We start from the raw sequence: 23,778 nt of genomic DNA, 5'->3' as shown, positions 1-23,778 counted from the left end.
ATGAAAACTATCCGGCCCATTGCTATTACTTCACTTCGACAACGTTCAGGCGAAGTTCATCAAGCTGATTGTCGTCTTCTTCCGGTTGCCAGCCTGCAGGCTGGAGCGGGATCTCTTCACGATCAAACGCCAGATCGCCGCCGTCAACAATGTCAGAACCGTGCTTAATACCTTTGAAGTCGAACAGGTTAATGTCGCTCAGGTGTGAAGGCACCACGTTCTGCATGGCGCTGAACATCGTCTCGATACGGCCAGGATAACGCTTATCCCAGTCACGCAGCATATCGGCAATCACCTGACGTTGCAGGTTCGGTTGCGAACCGCACAGGTTGCAAGGGATGATCGGGAAACCTTTGGCTTCGGCAAAGCGTTCGATGTCCTTTTCGCGGCAATAGGCCAGCGGGCGGATCACGATATGTTTACCATCATCGCTCATCAGCTTCGGCGGCATACCTTTCATCTTTCCGCCGTAGAACATATTCAGGAACAGGGTTTGCAGAATGTCGTCGCGATGGTGACCCAGCGCAATTTTAGTGGCGCCCAGCTCCGTCGCCGTGCGATAGAGAATACCGCGACGCAGGCGTGAGCAGAGAGAGCAGGTGGTTTTGCCTTCCGGGATCTTATCTTTCACGATCCCATAGGTGTTCTCTTCGACAATTTTGTACTCAACGCCCAGTTGCTCAAGATACTCAGGCAGAATGTGCTCAGGGAACCCGGGCTGTTTCTGGTCCAGGTTAACGGCAACCAGCGAAAAGCTAATCGGGGCGCTTTGTTGCAGATTGCGCAAAATTTCCAGCATCGTGTAGCTGTCTTTGCCGCCGGACAGGCAGACCATGATGCGGTCGCCATCTTCAATCATATTAAAATCGGCAATCGCTTCGCCCACGTTACGACGCAGACGTTTTTGCAATTTGTTCAGGTTGTACTGCTCTTTCTTATTCATTTCTTGATTTTGCGACATGTAATCTTTACTCAACGCTCAAATGGGGCACCAGTGAGGCAAAGGCGTTTTAATTCGCCTGCATCGATTTCATACACTATCTGCGCATATTTGTGCCCCATCTGATTAGCTATATAAGACGGGTTTGCGCCTGCGGGCCAAAAACCGCATGCGAAAGTGTGCCGTGTATGGTACGGATTGCGGCGACGAATGCCAGCACGTTTTACCGCTGAGCGACAAATCGTAGGGATGCACACTGAGCATCAGGTAACGCATCCGGTCTGCATTACTCATCATTAAGGATGATGATCAGAAGCCTGCGCGTATTCCGGGTCATGGCATCGTAGGGTATATTGCGAGTCATGCCGGGCATAATGATTGGTTTTATCGTCAATTATCCCGAATAAACTGGATACGCATTGTGCTTACCATGAATCGGGATGATTAATCAGATGGCTGCCGAACATACCCTGCCTGTCGCCGCACAAAATAATAATATTCTTCGCCTGTCTGCCGCGCAGGCGCTCGCTGGCGCTAACTCTGTGGTTTTCTACGCCACAGGGGCCATTGTCGGGGATGCTATCGCGCCCAGTAGCACGCTGGCCACACTGCCCATCACTATGTTTGTACTGGGAATGGCGGCCTGTATCTTGCCATTAGGCGCGCTGGCGCGAAAACGCGGTCGTAAAGCCGCATTCATGGTCGGCACGGGGGCGGGGGTTATTACCGGCTTGAGCGCAGCTCTGGCCGTGGTTATTGGTTCATTTTTGCTGTTTTGCGCGGCGGCATTCATGGGCGGCGCATACGCGGCGGTCGCGCTGAGTTTCCGTTTTGCGGCAACCGATGGCGTCACGGCCGAACGCCGGGCGCGGGCGTTGTCACTGGTGATGGGAGGCGGTGTCATTGCCGGAGTGATTGGTCCAACGTTGGTTTCCGGTACGATGAACCTCTGGCCGCCTCACACCTTCGCGGTGACGTTCCTTGCGCAGGCATTCGTCGCCGTGATATCGGCGCTGATACTCAGCGGTGTGACCCCAGCGGAATCGACTGTCGCGACAACATCAGGGGGGCGCCCTTTGCGCGAGATCGTGCGTCAGCCTGGGTTTATCCGAACGGTATTCAGCGGCGCGGTGACGTACATGATCATGAACTTTCTGATGACCGCAGCTCCACTATCCATGCACATGCACGGGATCTCACAGCAGGCGTCGAATCTCGGTGTCCAGTGGCATGTTATTGCAATGTATGGCCCCGGCTTTTTCACCGGCAGATTGATTCAGCGCTTTGGCGCCATGCGAATAGCATCGGTCGGATTATTGATCACCGCAGGCTCTGTGCTGGTCGGTCTTAGCGGAACCGACATCTTCCATTACTGGCTGTCGCTGATTTTGCTGGGGCTGGGCTGGAACTTTGGGTTTACTGGCGCATCGGCGAAAATCATTGACTACCACCGGCCCGAGGAAAAAACACAGGTACAGTCTCTGAACGATTTTGTCGTATTTGGGGTAATGATCGTAGGTTCATTCTCGTCGGGAGCATTACTGAATCACTACGGCTGGAATGCGGTGCTCTGGGGTTCACTGATACCGGTTGGCATTGCGCTGCTTTGCAACGTCAACGCGTGGAATGTGAAAAACACGCGTAAATAAGCCTCTGAAGAGTGATGCAAAAAGCCCGCAGCGATCTGCGGGCTGAAAATGTCAGCGTACGACCAGTACGGAACACTCGGCGTGGCGTACCACGGCTGCGGCGTTTGACCCCAGCAAATACGTGGTAATGTCCGGGCGGTGTGAAGCAATAATCACCATATCCACCGCTAATTTTTTCGCCATTTCCAGAATTTTGTCTTTTGGCGAGCCTTCAACGACATGGATCTGTACTCTGTCCGACGGGATAGTGAACTTCTTGATAATCTCTTCCAGTTGAGATTTCGCTTCGGCTTTCAGATCATCCATGGCAGGCAACTCCGCAGAGTAGGCCAGGCCCAGTGCAGAATAGTAAGGCAGAGACGGGATGACGGTCAGGAAATGAACCTGTGCATCGTCAATTTTCGCCTCGGCCTCGACATGATTAATCACACGTTGAGTTAATTCTGAGTCTGAAATATCGATGGGTACAAGAATTGTTCTGTTCATTAAACCTCCTGTTTGAGTATCCATATAAAGTGTAACGTCTTATCACCGATTCAGTACAATGACAAAGATCACAATTCAACATTATTTGCTTTTGATTTCCGGGTACTTTCCCTTAATTACCCCGTCATAAAATCGGCCTTTTGAGACCACGGAAAGAAAATTCCGGTATATATGCGCAGGAACGCCGCGATATTGCAGAACACCCGTCTGGTAGAAACGGATTTCCAGCGTAGAGGATTTCTCGTCATAGCCGACGGATGCAATTCGTGATGATTTTACAGGCTGATGGTTCATGGCGGCATCCTCAACGGCAGGTCATACCCTGAATATATCATTTAACCAACGGGGATTTTAGTCTTCGTGATATCGCATTTTGTTATAGGCAAAACGAATGGGTTATGACGGCGAGGAAAATGAAAAATGCCCGCCGTTGCCAGCGGGCAGAAGGGGCTTAGAACTGATAGACCATACCGAGTGCGACGACATCATCGGTATTAATATTGTTACGAGAATAGAAGCTGTCGTCGTTGTCCAGCAGGTTGATTTTATAATCAACGTAGGTGGACATGTTTTTGTTGAAGTAGTAAGTCGCGCCAATATCCGCGTATTTCACCAGATCTTTACTGTCATCATTGCCCTGGCCGGTCAGATCTTTACCTTTTGACATCAGGAAGGACACCGCCGGACGCAGACCGAAGTCGAACTGGTATTGCGCCGTCACTTCAACGTTCTGGGTTTTGTTTGCTACGCCGTCATCACCGTACGGGGTCATGTTACGGGTTTCAGAGTACATGGCAGCCAGATAAATGCTGTTGGCGTCATATTTCAGGCCCGCCGTCCAGGCATCTGCCTTATCGCCACCCGCAACGCGGCCACCGGCATTGACTTGCTCGTTGGTACGATCGGAGGTGGTGTAGGCAGCGCCGAAACTCATTCCCATCCCGAAGTCATAGGTCGAAGAGAGACCAAAACCGTCGCCATTAGAGTTCTGGACAGTACGATCGCCGCCGTTGCCGGTACCTTCCTGTTCATTGGTGATTTGATCTTCGTTAGCCCCTTGATACTGAAGGGCGACGTTCAGGCCATTAACCAGACCGAATAAATCCGTATTGCGATAAGTCGCGACACCGTTGGTACGGCCAGTCATAAAGTTGTCTGAGCGGGTATAGGAGTCACCACCGAATTCAGGCAGCATATCGGTCCAGCCTTCCACGTCATACATGACGCCGTAGTTACGACCATAGTCGAATGAACCGTATTCACCCCATTTCAGACCTGCAAAAGCAAGACGAGTGAAGCTGTTGCCATGATCGCTTTCGGTGGTGTTGGCGTTAACCTGATATTCCCACTGGCCGTAACCGGTCAGTTGGTCATTAATTTGTGTTTCACCTTTAAAACCCATACGGACATAAGTTTGATCGCCATCACTGTTAGCATCATCAGAGAAATAATGCAGACCATCAACTTTGCCATAGAGATCTAATTTGTTGCCGTCTTTATTATAAACTTCAGCGGCGTGTGCTGCGCCTGCCGCTAACAGAGCAGGGATAACAAGGGCCAGTACTTTTCTTTTCATCGAAATAATCCTTTAGTTTTTTATTTGCCTGTAACTCCCTCTCTTGGGGAGTAAAAACATGCTAAAGGAGAAGTTCCGTAAAGAGATAAGTATCAATTGTTACGTCTTAAGTAAAACCTTAATGAATTAATTCCATAGAAATGATAATAATTGGCATGAATATAATTCTATAAAGCATACAAAATAAAAATTATACAAAATAAATCCAGTGCGATATTCTTCGTTCGTTATATGCCTTTATTGTCACATACTGCTTTTTTGTTGGTCCAATGCGACGCGTACTGATTTACCGACAACGAATTTGACAAGCCCGAACAGCTGTTCGGGCTTTTTTTTGGTATCCAGATAACGACATTTATCAATCGATCAGTCGGTACTGGTTTTCTCTGCTTTACCGGCGAGTTGCGCCAGGAAGTCATAGCGTTTTTGCAGATCGGCCGCGGCGTCCTTCCATAACTGCTCGGCCACTTCCGGTTGCTGTGCATTCAGGCGACGGAAACGTTGCTCGTTGAGCAATGTCTCTGCCAGCGCATCTGACGGCGGGCGAGAATCCAGCGCCAACGGCAATTTGCCTTCATCCGCACGACGTGGGTCAAAACGGTAGAGTGGCCAGAAGCCGGTCGCCGTCAACTGACGCATCTGATCGTGACTCAGCGCGAGGTCATAGCCGTGTTCTTCACACGGGCTGTAGGCGATGATCAGCGACGGACCAGGGTACGCTTCCGCTTCCTGAATCGCCTTCACGGTCTGGTTGAGTTGCGCCCCGAGCGAAATCTGGGCGACATAGACATGACCGTACATCATCATGCTGACGCCCAGATCTTTACGCGCCTTCCGCTTGCCGTGCTCACCAAATTTCGTCACCGCGCCAAGCGGCGTGGCTTTTGAGGCCTGACCGCCGGTGTTGGAGTAGCACTGCGTATCCAGCACCAGAATATTGACGTTTTCAGTCAGGCTCATCACATGATCCAGCCCGCCGAAGCCAATATCGTAGGCCCAGCCATCGCCGCCAATCAGCCAGATGGATTTTTCAACCAGCGCGTCGGCGTCGGTGAGCAGTTCACGTGCGCCATCGACATCCTTCAGATGCTGACGCAGCGCGGCAACCTGCTCACGACGCACGTCAGGGGTCGCGTCTGTATGTAATGCCTCGTTCAGTTCAGCCGGGATCTGGTCGGCAAACTGTTCGAGCAGACGCAGCACGCGTACGCGATGCTGATCGACCGTCAGACGAAAGCCCAGACCGAACTCTGCGTTATCCTCAAACAGCGAGTTTGCCCACGCGGGGCCGCGCCCATTGGCATCGGTCGTGTACGGTGTGGAAGGCAGGTTACCACCGTAAATTGACGAACACCCCGTGGCGTTGGCAATCAGCATTCTGTCGCCATAGAGTTGGGTCAGTAACTTGATATACGGCGTTTCGCCACAGCCGGAACAGGCACCGGAATACTCAAACAGCGGCGTAATCAACTGAGAGGTACGAATATCGATGCGCTCGAGTTTACTGCGGTCAATTTCCGGCAGATCGAGGAAGAAGTCATAATTCACTTTCTCTTCTTCGACGTGTTCAAGGCGCGACATCATATTGATGGCCTTGATCTCCGGATTCTGACGGTCTTTCGCCGGGCACACTTCCACGCACAGATTACAGCCGGTGCAGTCTTCCGGCGCGACCTGCAGAACGTATTTCTGTCCGCGCATATCGCGTGATTTCACATCCAGCGAATGCAGGCTGGCGGGAGCGTTCTCCATTGCTTCAGGCGAAACCACTTTGGCACGAATAGCCGAGTGCGGGCAGGCCGCAACGCAGTGGTTACACTGGGTGCAAAGTTCCTCTTTCCAGATGGGGATCTCTTCGGCGATGTTGCGTTTTTCCCAGCGCGTAGTACCCATAGGCCAGGTGCCGTCGGGCGGCAGCGCAGAGACAGGAAGGGCATCGCCGAGCCCCGCGAGCATCGCCGCGGTCACGGTCTTCACAAAGTCAGGCGCGGCGTCAGACACCACCGGAGGACGGTTGGCGCTGTGCGGATCAACCGCCTGCAGCGGCACTTCAGCAACAGATTCGCGCGCCAGCGCCAGTGCCTGCCAGTTGCGTTCCACCAGGTCCTGACCTTTGCTGCTGTAGCTTTTGGCGATTGCTCCCTGAAGTTCAGCCAGCGCGCTATCGCCCGGCAGAATTTGTGTCAGATGAAAAAACGCCATCTGCATGACGGTGTTAATACGCGCCGCCAGTCCACATTCACGGGCGATTTTCGCCGCATTGATGACGTAAAAACGCGCTTTCTTCTGGTTCAGTACCGCCTGTACTTCCTGCGGCAAGCGCGACCAGACCTCATCCGCGGGATACGGCGTATTCAGCAGGAAAATACCGCCAGGCTTCAGTCGCTCAGCCATCTGGTACTTATCGATAAACTGCAGCTGGTGACAGCCGACAAAATCGGCCTGTGAGATCAGGTAAGCAGAGCGGATCGGCTGTTCACTCACGCGCAGGTGAGACACCGTCAGACCGCCTGCCTTCTTGGAGTCATACACGAAGTAGCCCTGGGCATACCACGGCGTCGAATTACCAATGATCTTGATGTTGTTCTTGGTCGCCGAAACGCTACCGTCACTGCCGAGACCGTAAAACAGCGCTTCCAGCTTCGCCGTCGCCGGCAAGGTGTTATCAGGCAGCGGCAGCGACAGGTTGGTGACATCATCGTAGATGCCGACGGTGAAGCGCGGTTTCGGTTTCGCCTGGCGGAGTTCATTAAAGACCGCGAGCACGCAGTCCGGGCCAAACTCTTTTGACGAGAGGCCATAGCGGCCGCCAATCACGCGCGGCAACGTTTCACGTTCACCGCTGTTGAAAGCTTCCGCCAGCGCGGTCATCACGTCGAGATAGAGCGGTTCGGCCTGGGCACCCGGTTCTTTGGTGCGATCGAGCACGGCAACCGCACGGATAGAGTCAGGCAAGGCCTGCAGCAGATGTTTAGCCGAGAAGGGGCGGAACAGGCGGACTTTCAGCACTCCGACTTTCTCGCCGCGCGTCAGCAGTTCGTCAACCACCTCTTCGCTGGTGCCGATAGCAGAGCCCATCAGAATGATGACCCGTTCGGCCTGCGGATGACCGTAATATTCGAACGGCTGATAGTGACGGCCGGTTGCGGCAGCGAAATCATTCATCGCCTGCTCGACATGATCGTATACCGCGTCATACCACGGGTTGGTCGCCTCGCGGGACTGGAAGTAAGTGTCCGGATTCGCAGAAGTGCCGCGGATCACCGGGTGCTCCGGGTTGAGCGCCCGGGCGCGGTGCGCGTCAATTTCAGCCTGCGGCATCAGGCCGCGAATCGTGTCATCTGCCAGCGGGATGATTTTGTTGATTTCATGCGAGGTGCGGAAACCATCAAAGAAGTGAATAAAGGGAACCCGGCTTTTCAGGGTCGCGATTTGCGAGATCAGTGCGAAATCCTGCGCTTCCTGTACGCTCGCGGCGCACAGCATGGCGCAACCGGTCTGGCGGACCGCCATGACGTCAGAATGATCGCCAAAAATGGACAACGCGTGGGTTGCCACGGTACGGGCGGCGACATGCAGTACAAAGGGGGTTAATTGCCCCGCCAGTTTGTACAGCGTGGGGATCATCAGCAGTAACCCCTGTGAAGAGGTAAAGGAGGTGGCAAGCGCGCCGGTTTGCAGCGCACCGTGAACGGTCGCGATCGCACCGCCTTCCGACTGCATTTCGACGACGCGCGGCGTATCTCCCCAGATGTTTTTAAGCCCGTTGCCTGCCCAGGCGTCAGCCTGTTCAGCCATCGTTGAACTGGGCGTAATGGGGTAGATGGCGATAACTTCACTGGTACGAAACGCCACCGAAGCGACTGCACCATTACCGTCAATTGTTTGCATATGACACCCTTACATTGCGCAAAAAAAGAGGGACGCAGGAAACCACTTAGCGTCCTGATAGTTATTCCTTTAGTATAGGACTTTCCTGTATTCCCTAGAAGTTGTGCCGCTTTCGAGTGCACAAATTGACACAAGGCTCGCAAAAACAACGACAATTTCATTACCCGGCACGTAACACCGGGTTGTATATTTAATTGTGCTTTTTTGTTATGAGTTAGTTATTGCTTGCGCGAGAGTCGATATATAAAACGCATTGTCCAAAAATGGATTGAGATTTCCTTTGAGGATTTTCTTAATGAATTTATTATCCTGGCCATTATCTCATGATGTGAATTTCTTAATAAGACTTTTTAAGTTCGGTATCAGGCCGCCCGCGTCTATACTGAGCGCCGTTCAGGACGGGAAGGGGATGTAAACCTTTGCGTTATTGAATGCTAATAATCTTTTTTATCGCGAATACGCGTTATAACAAAAATGACTCTTTTATTTATCGTTATCGATAACTCTTCTTCGTGCGCCAAAAGTATGGATGTGTTCAGATATTTAATTGTTTTGATTAGGTTATGTTACGAATATTACTGCTTACTTTACTTATTTCCGTCTCATCGTCGTCATTTGCCTTCGTGAAAATCCAGGCCAAAGACTGGGGATTCAATACCTTTTCGCAACTCTCTTATTCTGAAGGGCACTTTTCACAAGCGCCTGTTCAGAATAAGAAAGCGCAACTTAAGCGTCGCATTATGAGTGAATTTGCGGTGTGGAGAGGAACCGATTACCGCTGGGGAGGTGACAGCCGCAATGGTATTGATTGTTCGGCGTTTACGCGCAGAATTATTGCCTCGGTTATCCATAGACGCTTGCCGCGTACCGCGCAGGAGCAAAGTCATATGGGGCAGAGAGTCAGTCAGCGTGAGCTGAAAGTCGGCGATCTGGTGTTCTTTAAGACAGAGCCGAACGTGCATCACGTTGGCGTCTATATCGGCAATGATGCCTTTATTCATGCCTCCAGCTCGCAAGGCGTGACAATGTCACATTTATCGAATCAGTACTGGCAGGCGCACTATTTGACCGCTCGCCGGGTGAGCGCATAACGACAGAACAGGGCCATGGGATCCAAATCCGGGTGAAAAAGCGCAATAAAATGCGGCGGGGCCGCATAATTGCGCGTTTTGACTCTCGACGCGACGGATTCGGATGCCTATTATTAGTGCGGCTTGTTTACGCTTACAGAATATGAGGGGAGTCAAATGCGCGCAGCGTTTTGGGTAGGATGTGCCGCGTTATTATTGTCGGCTTGCAGCAGTGACAATGAACCTGTTCAGCAGGCGACAGCAGCGCATGTCGCACCGGGTTTAAAAGCATCGATGACCAGTTCCGGTGAGGCCAATTGCGCCATGATAGGCGGTTCACTTTCCGTTGCCCGTCAGTTAGACGGATCGGCAATCGGTATGTGCGCGCTTCCCAACGGCAAACGTTGCAGCGAACAATCCCTCGCCGCGGGAAGCTGTGGTAGCTATTAAGCGCCCATTACTGCATTAAATCGGCAAGTTTATAGCTTAACGTATGTTCCGCTGTGGCCAGAGTGAGCTGGTTGGCGGTCAGGTCTACTTGTGCGCCCTGTTTCAGCATGGTGCTGAGGGTATTATCCAACTCGCTAAGCTGGGGATCGGCGCACATCATCCGGGTCATCGCCATCTCTTTTACCTTCAATGCACCGTCAGAAAGTGATGCCTGACCGTTGAAGCGATTACACATATTGCCCGAAATCATCATCTTTTCGCCAAAACTCAGTTCAAGCGGATGACCCGTCGCATTGATCGGTTTACCGTCTACGCTCTCCAGCACAAAGCGGTGATGCTGTAATTGCTCACGGCTGACCGACACTTTTCCATTGCTTACACAACCTGCAACCAGCAGGCTCAGCGCAACCAGCGCTACGACCTTCTTCATGTTAACTCTCTGCATTAAAACGTAATCGCCACCGACAGCATACCGATCTTATCGCCAGTGGCATTGGGGAAATTCTGAAATGCCCTCCTGCGAACAGGAGGGCGGCGGATCAGAACAGGGCGTTAGGGCAGGTTTCTCCGTTCGCTAACTGCTGTAAATTTTGCAGCGTGGTCTCAGAAATACTGGTCAACGCTTCAGCGGTCAGGAAGGCCTGATGCCCGGTGAACAGGACGTTATGACAGGCCGACAGGCGACGGAAAACATCATCCTGGATAACGTCGTTCGACTTATCTTCAAAGAACAGATCGCGTTCGTTTTCGTAAACGTCCATTCCCAGTGAACCAATTTTCTGATTTTTCAACGCTTCAATCGCTGCCTGAGAATCGATCAGGGCGCCGCGACTGGTGTTGATGACCATCACGCCATTTTTCATCTGATCAAACGCTGCATGGTTCAGCAGGTGATAGTTTTCCGGCGTTAACGGGCAGTGCAGCGAAATCACATCGGATTCGGCGAACAGCGTCGGCAGGTCAACATATTCCACGCCGAGCTCGAGCGCAGCTGCGCTGGGGTACGGATCAAACGCCAGCAGACGCATTCCAAAGCCTTTCAGGATACGCAGGGCGGCGATGCCGATCTTCCCGGTACCAATCACACCCGCTGTTTTTCCGTGCATTGTGAAGCCGGTTAACCCTTCCAGTGAGAAGTTAGCATCGCGGGTACGCTGATAAGCGCGGTGAATGCGGCGGTTAAGGGTCATCATCATGCCCACTGCATGTTCCGCGACGGCTTCCGGAGAATAGGCCGGGACACGAACGACCTGCAGACCTAACTCTTTTGCCGCATCCAGATCGACGTTATTGAAACCCGCGCAACGCAACGCAATGTACTTAACACCATGATTTTTCAGTTCTTCGAGCACCGGACGACTGCCATCATCGTTCACGAAGAGACAAACCGCTTCGCAACCATGTGCGGTTTTAGCCGTTTTCTCCGTCAACAGAAAATCAAAGAATTCAAGCTCAAAACCAAAGGCTTCGTTAACCTGCTGCAGGTACTTTTTGTCGTACTGTTTTGTACTGTAGACGGCGAGTTTCATAAGTCTTTCTCCAGTGATGTCGAATCACAATTATCGAATTAAAATTATTTTACAAAACATAAAATATTATTGAAAGTGATACCTCTAATGAATAATTCTAGAGCATCCATAGGCTGTTCGTTCAGTGTGTCGATTGCAGATTTTAGTAAGGTGGTCGCGCTGCTCCTCACATCTGTTTCGGTGACACAAACAACCCTTAGTTCGTCAGGTTACGACAGATATGGCGTCAACATCGATTAATATCAATATGTTCCTGTGTAACAGACTGCATAAGCAGAACAAGGAGATAAGTAAATTTAACAATACTGATGATTAAATAAAACAACAATGCAACAATAAGCCCAATATCACTTTTGCTGTCTATATAAAATATTTATTACTTCATTGATGTAAGGTTTAACTACCGAACAAACCACAATCACAAAATCAATTATTTGAATATAAAAGCTAATTGTGAATTACGTTTAGGTGTTTTGTTCTTTAATTTTGCATTTATGTGGACTTTTATTCTTCACATATGCTTTTATAGCTATCTGGGTTTAATGAGAAAAAATGCGCGTTATGATAGCAAAAACAAAATTAATTTTAGAATATAGATCAGTGACGAATAAGCATATGAATAAACCGTACGGATATCTCATCGATTCCTCTGTTCTTTATTTACCCTCGCAGTTGCAACTTATAAGCAACAAAGGAAAAGCTTGCCAGCTCAGGCATACGATGAGCAAGTTGCTTCTTTATCTTATACAGCATGCTGGAGATGGCATTGTTACTGATGAGGAAATTATATTTAACGTGTGGGAAAGAAACAATCTATCTGGTACCTATAACCGCCTCTGGCAGGTTATGCAGAATTTGAAGAAAATCTTTAGTAAGGTGGGTATCGAAAACGAACTATTTATCCGCGTCAGAGGGAAAGGGTACTATCTGAGAGGCGATATAATCACGCCGCTATACACCCGAGCGGATGAAATTAATTGCGATATTAATGGGCTTGAGAAATAAACTATTTCTACGTGATGCCATGTAATAAAAATTCATCATTGGAGATGCCAGGATTAACCTGGCAGGTATTCAACCCTTTAATGTGGGGGGGGGGGTTACGGCCGGTATTGATAAAGCATCTCTGGATGATAATAAATCTGCAGGAAAACCAGCAGATAGGGTTATATCAATAAAATGGAGTTTTACATATGAAAGCAAATCGTTTGTTACTTTCTGCACTGGTCTCTTCTGCACTGATGTCTGCAGGGGCGATGGCGGCGGATGGCACCATTAACTTCTCGGGCAGCATCACGGCATCGGCCTGTGAAACCATTGTTGGCGCGGTTCAGGACGGTAACAGCACCCCAAGCCTGACTGCCACGGTCAACCTGCTCAGTGCAACCAGCGATGCATTCTCCGCAGTCGGTGACATTGTTAACAAAACCCCGTTCTCAATCCAGCTGTCGGGTTGCGCTGCCTCGACTGGCGCTGAAAACGTCAGGGCCCTGTTCTCCGGTACGGCACCTGTAGCAGGTGAACCTAACCTGCTGGCGAACACCGGTGGGGCGACCAACGTCGGAATTGTGATCCTCAACTCAGCCGGAACCAGTGAAATCAGCCTGAACCAGAGCAACCCCAGCCCTGATGATACCACCATCAACCTGGATGAAGGCGCGGCGATGCCTTCCACATCTGGAGACGTCACGCTCAGATACCAGGCGGCCTACAAAGCCAGCGCGCTGCCTGTCGGTGAAGGGACGGTGACGTCACAGGCCACCTACGTCATTAACTATTTCTAAACGCCTTTGGACATTTCTTCAGGCCCCGGTGAGTTGGGGCCTGTAACAGAGCGTGGTTGATAAAGGGAATATACCCGGCGGGGTGAAGGGAGTGTTTTATGCGCGAGTTAAAGCCAGAGTCTTCTGCCATCAACAGCCTGCAGGTGATGGTCAGGTTGTTGTTGACAGCGGGATTCATCAGCGCCGGCTGTGCTCTGCCTGGATATGCGCTTGCCGAATCTGGTTTTGAAGAGGCCTTTCTGCTGAAGGATAAAAATGGCGTCACACCGGATGTGTTTATTACCCGTAACGCTATTTCGCCCGGCTTAAAGCAGGTAGATATTCGGGTTAACGATCAGCTTGCAGAAAACTGGGAAGTCATGTTTGTGGTGAACCAGGATCAGTTGACCGTGCCTTGCCTGACTCATTCACAGTTGAAAATGTTGGGACTGAAGGTCAGCCTTTACGAAGGCTGGGCAACCCGTGACCAGAAAGGCATGGAGGCGGTGTCCGGCTCTGAATCGCAGCAATGTGAAGATCTCCCGCAGCGGATACCGGCGTCCATCATCAGTTACGATGATGCCAGCCAGGTTCTGCAGATTACGGTGCCTCAGGAAGCCGTCGACAGGCAGCGCTTCGCCATGATTTCCCCTCTTGAATGGGACGAGGGGGTGCCCAGTCTGCGGACGGCTTACCGGGGGTATTTCTATTCCTCCAGCGTCAAAGGGCACTCGGGTAATGGCTCGAGAACCAGTGACAGCACATATCGCAGTGCTTATCTCAGCCTGAACAGCGTGGGTACGCTCGGCGCATGGCGGTTTTACAGTATCGATTCTTTCTACCGGAATCCGGGAAAGGGCTGGGATTCAAATCATGACCGGAGCTACCTTGCCCGTGACATTGCGTCACTTCGCAGCCAGTTCCAGGCCGGGGAAATTTACTCCAAAACGTCAGGTTACATGACAGGAACGGTGCCGGTCAGCGGTGTTTCGCTGGCTACCAGTGAGCGCATGCTGCTGGACAATCAGTTCCGTTACGCACCCGTGATCCGGGGCGTTGCGCGGACTAACGCCCGCCTGGTGGTCCGCCAGCGGGGGAACATTATCTACAGTAACACGCTGACCCCGGGGCCATTTGCCATTGATGATCTGTACAGTGCGCAGGTTGGCGCAGATCTTGACGTTACCGTGGAAGAATCTGACGGCCAGTTCCAGGTGTTCCGCGTACCCTATACGGCGCTGCCGAATATGATTCGCCCGGGTGCATTTCGCTACAGCGCCACCGCAGGGAAATACCGCAGCCAGAATTCCGGAACGGAAGAGCCGCTGCTGGTCACTGGCAGTATGGAATATGGTTTTGAGCACTTCACGCTTAACAGCTCCCTGTTGACCTCAGAAGATTATCAGTCCCTCAGTACCGGGTTGGCCTGGAATATCGGCAGTATTGGCGCCTTTTCCACGGAGGTGGCCTATGCCCGTCACCGGGAGACCTGGAATAAGGATCAAAGCCAGGAAGGTGCGGCAGTGCGCTTTCTTTATGCCCGTTATTTTGACCTGACCGCCACCTCCCTGCAGATCCTGGGCTACCAGTACCGTTCAAAGAATTATCTCGATTTCTCCGAATTCATCTCGCGGCACAGCCATACTGACATCGACGGCTATGAGCCGGGACAGTCGGAATGGAATCGCCGTAAGCGCAGTCGGGTAGAGATGAACGTCAATCAGAATTTGTACGATTTTGGCAACCTGTATCTGTCCCTGAGCCAGGATCGGTTTTATGGCACAGGCCGTAAAAGTACCTCGATCAGCGGCGGGACAGGGACAACCATCGGCCCGGCCAGCGTGTCACTCTCCTGGACGCATACCCGCGACAGCAGCATTAATGACAATATTCTGAGCCTGTCCGTCAGCCTGCCGCTGGGGGGCTACGATGAGCGGAGAAGTAATTACGGTTCAGTGAACTATGGACTCACCCGTGACCGGGATAACCGTTACAGCCAATCACTGGGATATTCCGGTAGTGCCCTTGACAGTGCCGTGAGCTATTCCGCCAACGTCCAGCGCAGCAGTCAGGGGAAATACAGCGAGTCTGGCTCGCTGGGATATAACGGTAGTATGGCGAACTTCAGCGGCGGCGTGAGCCACAGCAGCGATTACAACCAGTATTCCGCAGGAATGAGCGGGGGCGTCACGCTGTACAGCGGAGGTGCCATTCTCTCCCCGGCGCTTGGCGATACCATCGCCATTGTCGAAACCCCCGGGGCATCAGGCATTGGCGTGTCAGGAAACAACCGCGCCCGGACTGATTATTTCGGCCATGCCGTCGTGACGTATCTCACGCCTTACCGCTACAACACCGTCAGCCTGGATACCACCGGAACAGACAACGTGGAGCTGAAAGAGTCCTCCCGCAAAGTGGTACCGACCCCTGGAGCAGCGGTTCACCTTAAATTTGCGACCCGTGTAGGACGTCGGGCGATGGTGGAAATCCGCAGTGCCAGATCGGTTCCTCTCGGTGCCATGGTGTATCTGGACGGGGAAAAGGATGAGGCCGGTATTGTGGGGAATAAGGGGCTGGCCTATCTCAGTGGTCTGGATGCCCGCCAGTCCCAGACGCTTCGTGTGGTCTGGGGTGAAGGAAAAAATGAACAGTGCACGTTTACGGTACCTGTTGCCACCGAGGAGCAGCGTAAACCGGAGAACTGGCATCATAAGATTGTGGTGGACTGCCGGTAACGCAGCCATAGCCGTCACACGTTAAGGAGATAACAGGATGAAATTCAAAAAAGGAATTTGGGCAGGTCTGCTGATGGCCGGTGTGCTGGTGAGTGATACGGTCAGTGCCGGGGTGCGCCCGCAGCTGACCCGCATTGTGGCGTACGCCTCCGATAAAGAAACGCCGGTGGAGGTGATTAACGACAGCAGCGAGACCTATATGCTGCAGTCGTGGCTGGAAGACCTGCAGGGACAGGACAACAATATTCCGCTGGTGCTGACGCCTCCGGTGATGAAGATAGAAGGGAAAAAGCACGGCAAGCTGCGCCTGGTGGTGATGAAAAGCGAAATCCCTCAGGACCGGGAGTCGGTGTACTGGCTGTCCCTGCAGGAAATCCCCCCGAAGGCGAAAAACGGCGCGGATAATCGTCTGGTGGTCGCTGTGCGCAGCCGGCTGAAGGTATTTGTTCGCCCGGACGGTCTGAATGCGGCGGGAGCCATAGAGGCAGCAAAACAGCTGACCTGGCGTGTGGAGCAGGAGGGGGGGAAGCGCTGGTTAACCGCCACCAACCCGTCGGCCTATTACATCAGCTTTGGCGAGCTGTCTGTCAGCCAGAACGGCGGAAATAAAGTCAGCGTAGCCGGTAAAACCCGGATGCCGCCACCGAAAGGCAGTCAGCGCTATCCGCTGCCGGAGTCGATGAAAGGTGGAAAACTGACCGTGACCTGGACGGCCACCCATGACTGGGGCGGGCAGGGGGAAGCGCTGAAAGCAGAGGTCGGGTTATGAGGATAAATAAACTGAAAAAAGGTGAGGGTCGGAAAACCGGCAAACCTGCACCTCTGATCTTTTCGGCAATGCTCTATTTTGTGCTAATGAACAGTAGCGATGCCGGTATGAAAACGGGGACAGTGTACTGGCCAGATACGGATACGTATGCACCAGGACAGGTTGCAGAGTCCTGCACGTTCAACTGGAGTGATATTAAACCCTTTCAGCAGGTACGGAACCTGATCGTTGATAATACCGCTCCGGTTGGAACGGTGCTTTATAGTTGGGGTTATGGCGATTTTGCTGATTATCAGTTCAATTGTACGGGAGGGGTATTGGGTAGTTCCAGCAATTTCAGCTCCAGCACGGCAACAATCTATTTTTCTATCATTCCATTTTCTGATATTGCATCGGTAGATGGTGGCGTGGATTCTCCAATGCCAACAAATATTAATGGAATAGGCATTAAGTTATATTATACCTTCCATGTCGTTGGAGATGATTTCACTTCCGGAACTTCTGTATACACGCCTCTTGTGTACCCTCCTGATGCTGGTCAGGAGTATTATGGTTATAGCAGGACGGGTGTTGTCTTTAAACATTGGCCAAGATCTACATCAGTGTCAGGAACAGGAAGTGGCTATATGTTTAAACCGGCAAGTACAAGCTTTTCTCTCAGGGCTGAGTTAGTAAAAACAGGTGATGTCAGTGCTGATGATTATGGCCGACCATTAACGGTTTCCTTTAATGACGGAGCATTGAGACTTTTTAATTATAATTCCGCAGTAATAGAAACAGGTGATGATTTCTCCGTCGCGTCGCAGTTTAGCGGGAATGGCATTACGATAACGTCCCCGGCCTGTATGTTGAATAACGAAAACTACAATATCAATATGGGCGACTGGGTCGCTTATAACTGGACCGGTGCTGTTCGCAGAGGAAACGAAGAAATGGTGGATATTTCACTCAAGTGTACGGGGGCGGCAAATAACGTCTATTTCCGCTTTGAAGATGCCGGTAATGCGACGGCAAGTGCCGACAAAAATATCCGGGTTTATGAAAGCGCGTCATCGGGAACCGATGTTGTTGACGGACTGGAAATAGAACTGCTGTACAACGGGGAACACGTCGATGTGGATGGGATTACATTAACCAATACCGGTACGCACGGTAGTTATGTGAGCACCAACAACAGTGAAACGCAGATCTATTCCTCGCCGGGGACGGCTCGTTTTACCGCCCGATATCTGCAGAATGGTCCTATAAGCTATCTTGGGCCTGTAACAGGGAAAGTGAATATGTGGGTGACCTATGAATGATTACTGCCATGCGATGCCACAGGCATAAGCCACTGTTGGCATCTTTCATCGCAACTGAACACGGGACTAAAAGCCGAATTGTGGGCAATCGTTTTCCGGCTATTGCCCGCTGGTAGTCTTTAGATTTATCTGATAAGCCTCTGTAATTTATCTTACTTTCTGATTTTAACGATGACGAAAAGTTTGTGTGTCATCCTGGAGCATCTATTCTTAATCTGGGCATGGTTAACTAAACATGACACAATAGCGGCCTAATTCGGCTTAATTTTTCGCTAAATCAGGATATTAACTGCCCATGAAGGGTAAATATAAAGCCGTTCTGGCGCTTCTGTTACTCGTGATCCTCGTGCCGCTGACTCTGGTGATGACGCTGGGGTTGTGGGTTCCCACGCTGGCGGGCATCTGGTTGCCGGTTGGAACGCGCATTGCGTTGGATGACAGTCCCCGATTCACGCGCCATGGTTTACATATTCCTGAACTTCGCTATCTGGTTGATGATTGCCAGTTGGCCCGGGTCAGTCAGGCCCGGTTGTCGCATCCCAGCCGTTGGCAACTGGATATTGGCACGCTGGAACTCGATTCTGCCTGTCTGGCAAAACTGCCGCAAACGGAACAATCTCCCGCCGCGCCGCGCACTCTCGCTGAATGGCAGTCCATGCTGCCCAATACCTGGATCACTATCGACAACGTTATTCTTTCACCCTGGCAGGTATGGCAGGGCAAACTGAACGTCTCGCTGACCGCTTCCCTCCAGCAACTGCGCTATCAGGGCGATAAAGTGAAATTTCAGGGGCAGTTGCGCGGTCAGACACTGACGGTGAGTGAGCTTGATGTCATGGCGTTTAAAGGCCAACCGCCGGTCAAACTGGTTGGTGAGTTCACGATGCCGCTGGTGCCGGATGGACTGCCGGTGAGCGGACATACCGTCGCCACGCTCAGCCTGCCGCAGGAGCCATCGCTGGTCGATGCGGAACTGGAGTGGCGTGAGAATGCCGGGCAGTTAATCGTGATGGCACGGGATAATGCCGATCCGCTGCTTGACCTGCCGTGGGAACTCACGCGCCAGCAGTTAACCATCAGCGACGGGCGCTGGTCATGGCCTTATCAGGGCTTTCCCCTCAGTGGGCGTCTGGGCGTGAAGGTGGACAACTGGCAGGAAGGCACCGAGAACGCGGTGATCAGCGGACGGCTTAATGTGCTGACCCAGGGGGAAGCAGGGAAAGGCAACGCGGTGCTTTCGTTTGGGCCGGGAAAACTGAGCATGGACAACAGCGCGATGCCGCTGCAACTGACCGGCGAAGCCAAGCAGGATGATCTGATTTTCTATGCCAGATTGCCTGCCCAGTTGACCGGCAGCCTGACCGATCCGGAACTGACGTTTGAACCTGGCGCGCTGCTGCGCTCGCGCGGACGGGTCATCGACTCGCTGGATATTGACGAAATTCGCTGGCCGCTGGCGGGCGTGAAGGTCACTCAGCGTGGCGTGGACGGACGATTGCAGGCAATTCTGCGCGCCCATGAGAATCAGATGGGGGATTTCGTTCTGCATCTGGACGGTCTGGCGAATGACTTTCTGCCCGATGCGGGGCGCTGGCAGTGGCGCTACTGGGGCGAGGGCAGTTTTACCCCGATGCACGCGAAATGGGATGTGGCAGGCAAAGGTGAGTGGCATGACAACACCATCACGCTGACCGATTTGTCCACGGGATTTGACCAGCTTCAGTACGGCACCATGAAGGTTGAAACCCCCCGTTTGATCATGGATAAACCGGTCGAATGGGTGCGTGATGCGGCACACCCCCGGTTCAGCGGAGCGCTCTCGTTCGATGCCGGAGAAACGCATTTCTCCGGCGGCAGCGTTTTGCCGCCCTCAACCCTCAAGTTCAGCGTAGAGGGGCGCGATCCAACCTTTTTCGTGTTCAAAGGCGATTTACATGCCGGGGCGATCGGCCCCGTGCGGTTAAACGGTCGTTGGGATGGCTTACGTTTACGCGGCCAGGCCTGGTGGCCAAAACAGTCGCTGGAGGTGTTCCAGCCGCTGGTGCCGCCAGAGTGGAAAATGAAATTACGTGAGGGCGAACTGTATGCCCAGGTGGCGTTTTCGGCAGCGGCAGAGCAGGGATTCGAGGCCGGAGGTCACGGCGTCTTAAAAGGCGGCAGCGCCTGGATGCCGGATAACCAGATCAACGGCGTCGATTTCGTATTGCCGTTCCGCTTTAGTGCGGGCGCGTGGCAACTGGGGACGCGCGGACCGGTTTCGCTACGCATTGCCGAAGTCGTCAACCAGGTGACCGCTACCAATATCACCGCCGATCTGGAAGGCGCTTATCCGTGGAGTGAAGCCGATCCGCTGCTACTGACTGACGTGAATGTGGATGTGTTGGGCGGTAAGGTTTCCATGCAACAGCTGCGCATGCCGCAGCACGACCCGGCGCTGGTGCGGGTGCAAAATATCTCCTCAAGCGAACTCATCAGCGCGGTAAATCCGAAACAGTTTGCCATGTCCGGGCCGGTGAGTGGTGCGCTCCCTTTGTGGCTGAATGATGAGAAATGGATTATCAAAGACGGCTGGTTAACCAATCCTGGTCCGATGACGCTGCGCATCGATAAAGACACCGCCGATGCGGTGGTGAAAGACAACATGGCAGCAGGGGCGGCCATCAACTGGTTGCGGTATATGGAGATTGCCCACTCGTGGACCAAAATCAATCTGGACAATCTGGGCGTATTGACGATGCAGGCGCAAATTCGTGGCAACAGCCATGTGGATGGCAAGGTCGGCACGGTGAATCTCAACTACACCCACGAAGAGAATGTCTTTACGCTGTGGCGCAGTCTGCGCTTTGGCGACAATCTCCAGGCATGGCTTGAACAAAACGCGGCGCTGCCGGAAAAAACCTGTCAACAAGGCAAGGAATGTGAGGAAACCCAATGAAAACAATGACGGCCATGCTGGCGCTTCTCCCGCTGTGGTTAGTAACGGGCTGTACGCCGCGCATTGAAGTCGCGGCGCCAAAAGAGCCCATCACCATCAATATGAACGTCAAAATTGAGCATGAAATCCATATCAAAGTGGATAAGGACGTTGAAAGCCTGCTCAAATCCCGCAGTGACTTGTTCTGAGGTGATAATGAAAAGAACCTTTATTCTGGCGACGCTCGTTCTGAGTTTGCTGAGTGGCAGTGCCTTTGCGCTGACGTTAAATGAGGCCAGAACCCAGGGCCGGGTCGGTGAAACGTTCAATGGTTATCTGGTGGCGCTGAAACAAGATGCACAAACGCAGGCGCTGGTCAGTGAAATCAACAAAGCACGCAGCGCCAGTTACCAACAGTTGGCCGAGAGTCACAACATCCCGGTCGATGAAGTGGCGAAAATGGCCGGACAGAAACTGGTCGAACGCGCGAAACCAGGAGAATATGTCCAGGGCATCAACGGGAAGTGGTTGCGGAAATAACGAACGTTAATCGCTGTCTGCGGTTTTTCCTTTTTGTTGGGTTGCGCGTAATAATTTGCAGGGTAAGTTTCTATACTGTCTTTTCTTACGCGCTATTCAGCAGAAGGGGCAGTTATGGCAAGTCATAGTAAATCTGACACGTTTTCACTCGGTTCCCGGCAGGTCAAACGCATAGGATATGGGGCGATGCAACTGGCTGGGCCTGGGGTTTTTGGTCCACCGCGCGATCGTCATGTTGCATTGACGGTGCTTCGGGAAGCGATCGCGCTGGGCGTCAATCATATTGATACCAGCGATTTTTACGGTCCGCACGTCACCAATCAAATCATTCGCGAAGCGCTGCATCCTTATCCGGACGATCTGGTGATTGTCACTAAAATCGGCGCCCGCCGTGGAGACGATGCCGCCTGGCTACCGGCATTCTCGCCAGCGGAACTCAGGCAGGCGGTTCACGATAATCTGCGCAATCTTGGTCTGGATGTGCTGGATGTCGTTAATTTACGCATTATGCTGGGCGACGGTCACGGCCCTCATGAAGGATCCATTGAAGAGAGTTTTACCGTGCTGGCTGAGCTTCAGCAGCAGGGGCTGGTCAAACACATCGGCCTGAGTAATGTGACTGCCAGTCAGGTGGCGCAAGCGCGCCGTATCGCAGACGTGGTTTGTGTGCAGAATGAGTACAACATCGCCCATCGTCAGGATGATGCGCTGATCGACTCACTGGCGGAAGACGGCATTGCTTATGTCCCCTTTTTCCCGCTGGGTGGGTTTACTCCGCTCCAGTCTTCAACGCTCTCAGAGGTGGCCGCGAGCCTCAATGCAACGCCGATGCAGGTCGCTTTGGCCTGGTTGCTGCACCGTTCGCCGACTATTTTGCTGATACCGGGAACGTCGTCGGTGACGCATTTGCATGAAAATATGGCCGCAGGGGATCTGACTCTGTCAACTGACGTGCTGGCAACGCTGGATAGTATTGCGCAAAAGGCATAAGGCGGAGGTTAAAAATGACTGAAAAACTGACTGCGCAGTGCCACTGTGGTGCCGTCAGGTTTACCGTTCATCTCAGCGATGGATTCAATACCATCCGGCGTTGTAACTGCTCATTTTGTCGGATGCGCGGTGCGGTAGTGGTTTCTGCGCCGTTGATGGGGATAACGGTTCTCTCTGGGCAGGATAAACTGACGGAGTATCGTTTCAATACCGGCACAGCAAGGCATTTTTTTTGTTCAGTGTGTGGGATATACACTTTCCACCAGCGACGCTCCAGTCCGGATCAGTATGGCGTGAACGTGGCATGCATTGAGAATGTGTCGCCGTTCGATTTTGCCTGCGTGGAAGTTACTGACGGGGTGAATCATCCGAGTGACGGTGCGAGTAACGGAGTGGTGGGATATTTGCGTTATCAGGCAAAGTAATCAAAAACCTCCCGCCGGAGCGGGAGGGGAAGAACTTATGCTGCAACTACGCTATCAATGGCGGCTTTTGCGTCAGACTGCGCTTTAGACGCCACTTCCGGACCGTAGGCGATCCCTTCTGCGAACACGAAGTTCACGTCGGTGATGCCGATAAAGCCGAGGAAGACTTTCAGGTACGGCGCAATCAGGTCAGTTGGGGTGTCTTTGTGGATACCGCCACGGCTGGAGAGGATCACCGCACGTTTACCGGTCACCAGACCTTCCGGACCTTTCTCGGTGTAACGGAACGTCACGCCAGCACGAGCAATCAGGTCGAAGTAGTTTTTCAACTGCGTCGGGATGTTGAAGTTGTACATCGGCGCGGCAATAACAATCACGTCGTGCGCTTTCAGTTCAGCGATCAGTTCATCAGAGAGCGCCAGCGCGTCCTGTTGACGAGGCGTCAACGGCGCGTCGCTCGGGCGCAGGGCACCCACCAGTTCGCCATCCAGTACCGGGATCGGATTAGCAGCCAGGTCACGAACGGTGATTTCGTCAGCAGAGTGCTTTTCACGCCACTGTTCAACAAAATAATCAGACAACTGACCAGACTGAGAGTACCCTGCCAGAATACTGGATTTGAGAACTAATACCTTGCTCATGGGTGTTTCCTTAATAGGTGTTTGAATGGGCTATGCCCCGTTGCTTGTTGACACTTTATTCACAATCCTGTCGCAGAGAAAGCGCAATATATCGAATCCTATGTTCGAA

General features: G+C 52.3%; 21 protein-coding genes and 1 pseudogene. 13 read left to right on the top strand and 9 right to left on the bottom strand.

All coding sequences use genetic code 11. The features are described from left to right. Positions 1-25 precede the first annotated feature (25 nt). Both ttcA and AL479_RS21715 read right to left on the bottom strand, forming a co-directional pair. Positions 26-961 (bottom strand): tRNA 2-thiocytidine(32) synthetase TtcA, encoded by a 936-nt coding sequence (ttcA, locus tag AL479_RS21720; RefSeq protein WP_061077625.1) that lies wholly within the window; start codon positions 959-961, stop codon positions 26-28. A 65-nt stretch (positions 962-1,026) separates the two neighbouring features. After that, positions 1,027-1,173, bottom strand: a pseudogene (locus tag AL479_RS21715) (site-specific integrase); the annotation flags it as partial. A gap of 219 nt (positions 1,174-1,392) precedes the next feature. Here AL479_RS21715 and AL479_RS21710 point away from each other — a divergent pair. Beyond that, positions 1,393-2,589: an MFS transporter gene (locus AL479_RS21710; protein ID WP_061078041.1), complete on the top strand. Its 1,197-nt coding sequence runs from the start codon at positions 1,393-1,395 to the stop codon at positions 2,587-2,589. Between the two features lie 51 nt (positions 2,590-2,640). Here AL479_RS21710 and uspF read toward each other — a convergent pair whose 3' ends face one another. From uspF to nifJ, 4 genes are all read right to left on the bottom strand, one after another. Continuing rightward, positions 2,641-3,075 (bottom strand): universal stress protein UspF, encoded by a 435-nt coding sequence (uspF, locus tag AL479_RS21705; protein WP_061077624.1) that lies wholly within the window; start codon positions 3,073-3,075, stop codon positions 2,641-2,643. An 81-nt stretch (positions 3,076-3,156) separates the two neighbouring features. After that, positions 3,157-3,369 (bottom strand): KTSC domain-containing protein, encoded by a 213-nt coding sequence (locus AL479_RS21700; RefSeq protein WP_043000601.1) that lies wholly within the window; start codon positions 3,367-3,369, stop codon positions 3,157-3,159. A 157-nt stretch (positions 3,370-3,526) separates the two neighbouring features. Further along, positions 3,527-4,651 (bottom strand): porin OmpC, encoded by a 1,125-nt coding sequence (gene ompC, locus AL479_RS21695; RefSeq protein ID WP_061077623.1) that lies wholly within the window; start codon positions 4,649-4,651, stop codon positions 3,527-3,529. Positions 4,652-5,017: 366 nt separating this feature from the next. After that, entirely contained in the window at positions 5,018-8,542 is a 3,525-nt protein-coding gene (gene nifJ / locus AL479_RS21690; protein WP_061077622.1) for a pyruvate:ferredoxin (flavodoxin) oxidoreductase, read from the bottom strand. A gap of 563 nt (positions 8,543-9,105) precedes the next feature. Here nifJ and AL479_RS21685 point away from each other — a divergent pair. Together AL479_RS21685 and AL479_RS21680 are read left to right on the top strand one after the other, a co-directional pair. Continuing rightward, a complete protein-coding gene (locus AL479_RS21685; RefSeq protein ID WP_071887676.1) occupies positions 9,106-9,633 on the top strand; it encodes a C40 family peptidase in 528 nt (175 codons plus the stop codon). A gap of 156 nt (positions 9,634-9,789) precedes the next feature. Further along, entirely contained in the window at positions 9,790-10,062 is a 273-nt protein-coding gene (locus AL479_RS21680) for a DUF333 domain-containing protein (protein ID WP_043000605.1), read from the top strand. A 7-nt stretch (positions 10,063-10,069) separates the two neighbouring features. Here the strand turns inward: AL479_RS21680 and hslJ are convergent, their stop codons facing one another. Next, positions 10,070-10,492 carry a heat shock protein HslJ gene (hslJ, locus tag AL479_RS21675; RefSeq protein WP_061077621.1) on the bottom strand — a complete coding sequence of 141 codons (423 nt, stop codon included), beginning with the start codon at positions 10,490-10,492 and terminating at the stop codon, positions 10,070-10,072. 109 nt (positions 10,493-10,601) lie between these two features. Next, entirely contained in the window at positions 10,602-11,591 is a 990-nt protein-coding gene (locus AL479_RS21670) for a 2-hydroxyacid dehydrogenase (protein WP_061077620.1), read from the bottom strand. Between the two features lie 552 nt (positions 11,592-12,143). Here AL479_RS21670 and AL479_RS21665 point away from each other — a divergent pair. The 10 genes from AL479_RS21665 (at position 12,144) to AL479_RS21620 (ending at position 23,028) form a co-directional block, all read left to right on the top strand. Beyond that, the gene (locus AL479_RS21665; protein WP_081093701.1) at positions 12,144-12,596 is read left to right on the top strand and encodes a winged helix-turn-helix domain-containing protein; all 453 of its coding nucleotides are present in this window, start codon (positions 12,144-12,146) and stop codon (positions 12,594-12,596) included. A gap of 188 nt (positions 12,597-12,784) precedes the next feature. After that, positions 12,785-13,375 (top strand): fimbrial protein, encoded by a 591-nt coding sequence (locus AL479_RS21660; protein ID WP_061077618.1) that lies wholly within the window; start codon positions 12,785-12,787, stop codon positions 13,373-13,375. 98 nt (positions 13,376-13,473) lie between these two features. Further along, positions 13,474-16,089 carry a fimbria/pilus outer membrane usher protein gene (locus AL479_RS21655; protein WP_105291798.1) on the top strand — a complete coding sequence of 872 codons (2,616 nt, stop codon included), beginning with the start codon at positions 13,474-13,476 and terminating at the stop codon, positions 16,087-16,089. Positions 16,090-16,126: 37 nt separating this feature from the next. Then, the gene (locus tag AL479_RS21650) at positions 16,127-16,858 is read left to right on the top strand and encodes a molecular chaperone (protein WP_105291797.1); all 732 of its coding nucleotides are present in this window, start codon (positions 16,127-16,129) and stop codon (positions 16,856-16,858) included. Then, positions 16,855-18,159: a fimbrial protein gene (locus tag AL479_RS21645; protein WP_081093699.1), complete on the top strand. Its 1,305-nt coding sequence runs from the start codon at positions 16,855-16,857 to the stop codon at positions 18,157-18,159. Before AL479_RS21650 ends, AL479_RS21645 begins: the two co-directional genes overlap by 4 nt. A gap of 295 nt (positions 18,160-18,454) precedes the next feature. Beyond that, positions 18,455-21,094 carry a YdbH family protein gene (locus AL479_RS21640; RefSeq protein WP_061077612.1) on the top strand — a complete coding sequence of 880 codons (2,640 nt, stop codon included), beginning with the start codon at positions 18,455-18,457 and terminating at the stop codon, positions 21,092-21,094. Further along, positions 21,091-21,282: a YnbE family lipoprotein gene (locus AL479_RS21635; RefSeq protein WP_042318873.1), complete on the top strand. Its 192-nt coding sequence runs from the start codon at positions 21,091-21,093 to the stop codon at positions 21,280-21,282. The genes AL479_RS21640 and AL479_RS21635 overlap by 4 nt, the downstream gene beginning before the upstream one ends. 7 nt (positions 21,283-21,289) lie before the next feature. Beyond that, on the top strand, positions 21,290-21,613 hold the full coding sequence (locus tag AL479_RS21630; protein ID WP_061077611.1) for a YdbL family protein: 324 nt from the start codon (positions 21,290-21,292) through the stop codon (positions 21,611-21,613). 114 nt (positions 21,614-21,727) lie between these two features. Beyond that, on the top strand, positions 21,728-22,603 hold the full coding sequence (locus AL479_RS21625; RefSeq protein WP_061077610.1) for an aldo/keto reductase family oxidoreductase: 876 nt from the start codon (positions 21,728-21,730) through the stop codon (positions 22,601-22,603). Positions 22,604-22,617: 14 nt separating this feature from the next. Beyond that, positions 22,618-23,028 (top strand): GFA family protein, encoded by a 411-nt coding sequence (locus AL479_RS21620; RefSeq protein ID WP_061077609.1) that lies wholly within the window; start codon positions 22,618-22,620, stop codon positions 23,026-23,028. Between the two features lie 35 nt (positions 23,029-23,063). Here AL479_RS21620 and azoR read toward each other — a convergent pair whose 3' ends face one another. Continuing rightward, positions 23,064-23,669: an FMN-dependent NADH-azoreductase gene (gene azoR / locus AL479_RS21615; protein ID WP_043000613.1), complete on the bottom strand. Its 606-nt coding sequence runs from the start codon at positions 23,667-23,669 to the stop codon at positions 23,064-23,066. Positions 23,670-23,778 lie beyond the last annotated feature (109 nt).

The organism is Citrobacter amalonaticus (genome assembly GCF_001559075.2).
GTDB classification, from domain to species: Bacteria; Pseudomonadota; Gammaproteobacteria; order Enterobacterales; family Enterobacteriaceae; genus Citrobacter_A; species Citrobacter_A amalonaticus_F.
The sequence above is the reverse complement of the archived record's forward strand: the minus strand, read 5'-3'. Positions and strand labels throughout refer to the sequence as shown.

Coding starts and splice junctions, on each gene's coding strand:
- uspF (WP_061077624.1), bottom strand. CDS start 3,075: ATGAACAGAACAATTCTTGTACCCATCGATATTTCAGACTCAGAATTA.
- AL479_RS21700 (WP_043000601.1), bottom strand. CDS start 3,369: ATGAACCATCAGCCTGTAAAATCATCACGAATTGCATCCGTCGGCTAT.
- AL479_RS21670 (WP_061077620.1), bottom strand. CDS start 11,591: ATGAAACTCGCCGTCTACAGTACAAAACAGTACGACAAAAAGTACCTG.
- ompC (WP_061077623.1), bottom strand. CDS start 4,651: ATGAAAAGAAAAGTACTGGCCCTTGTTATCCCTGCTCTGTTAGCGGCA.
- AL479_RS21640 (WP_061077612.1), top strand. CDS start 18,455: ATGAAGGGTAAATATAAAGCCGTTCTGGCGCTTCTGTTACTCGTGATC.
- AL479_RS21680 (WP_043000605.1), top strand. CDS start 9,790: ATGCGCGCAGCGTTTTGGGTAGGATGTGCCGCGTTATTATTGTCGGCT.
- AL479_RS21645 (WP_081093699.1), top strand. CDS start 16,855: ATGAGGATAAATAAACTGAAAAAAGGTGAGGGTCGGAAAACCGGCAAA.
- AL479_RS21625 (WP_061077610.1), top strand. CDS start 21,728: ATGGCAAGTCATAGTAAATCTGACACGTTTTCACTCGGTTCCCGGCAG.
- AL479_RS21660 (WP_061077618.1), top strand. CDS start 12,785: ATGAAAGCAAATCGTTTGTTACTTTCTGCACTGGTCTCTTCTGCACTG.
- AL479_RS21630 (WP_061077611.1), top strand. CDS start 21,290: ATGAAAAGAACCTTTATTCTGGCGACGCTCGTTCTGAGTTTGCTGAGT.
- ttcA (WP_061077625.1), bottom strand. CDS start 961: ATGTCGCAAAATCAAGAAATGAATAAGAAAGAGCAGTACAACCTGAAC.
- AL479_RS21665 (WP_081093701.1), top strand. CDS start 12,144: ATGCGCGTTATGATAGCAAAAACAAAATTAATTTTAGAATATAGATCA.
- AL479_RS21710 (WP_061078041.1), top strand. CDS start 1,393: ATGGCTGCCGAACATACCCTGCCTGTCGCCGCACAAAATAATAATATT.
- AL479_RS21635 (WP_042318873.1), top strand. CDS start 21,091: ATGAAAACAATGACGGCCATGCTGGCGCTTCTCCCGCTGTGGTTAGTA.
- nifJ (WP_061077622.1), bottom strand. CDS start 8,542: ATGCAAACAATTGACGGTAATGGTGCAGTCGCTTCGGTGGCGTTTCGT.
- AL479_RS21620 (WP_061077609.1), top strand. CDS start 22,618: ATGACTGAAAAACTGACTGCGCAGTGCCACTGTGGTGCCGTCAGGTTT.
- AL479_RS21685 (WP_071887676.1), top strand. CDS start 9,106: ATGTTACGAATATTACTGCTTACTTTACTTATTTCCGTCTCATCGTCG.
- azoR (WP_043000613.1), bottom strand. CDS start 23,669: ATGAGCAAGGTATTAGTTCTCAAATCCAGTATTCTGGCAGGGTACTCT.
- hslJ (WP_061077621.1), bottom strand. CDS start 10,492: ATGAAGAAGGTCGTAGCGCTGGTTGCGCTGAGCCTGCTGGTTGCAGGT.
- AL479_RS21650 (WP_105291797.1), top strand. CDS start 16,127: ATGAAATTCAAAAAAGGAATTTGGGCAGGTCTGCTGATGGCCGGTGTG.
- AL479_RS21655 (WP_105291798.1), top strand. CDS start 13,474: ATGCGCGAGTTAAAGCCAGAGTCTTCTGCCATCAACAGCCTGCAGGTG.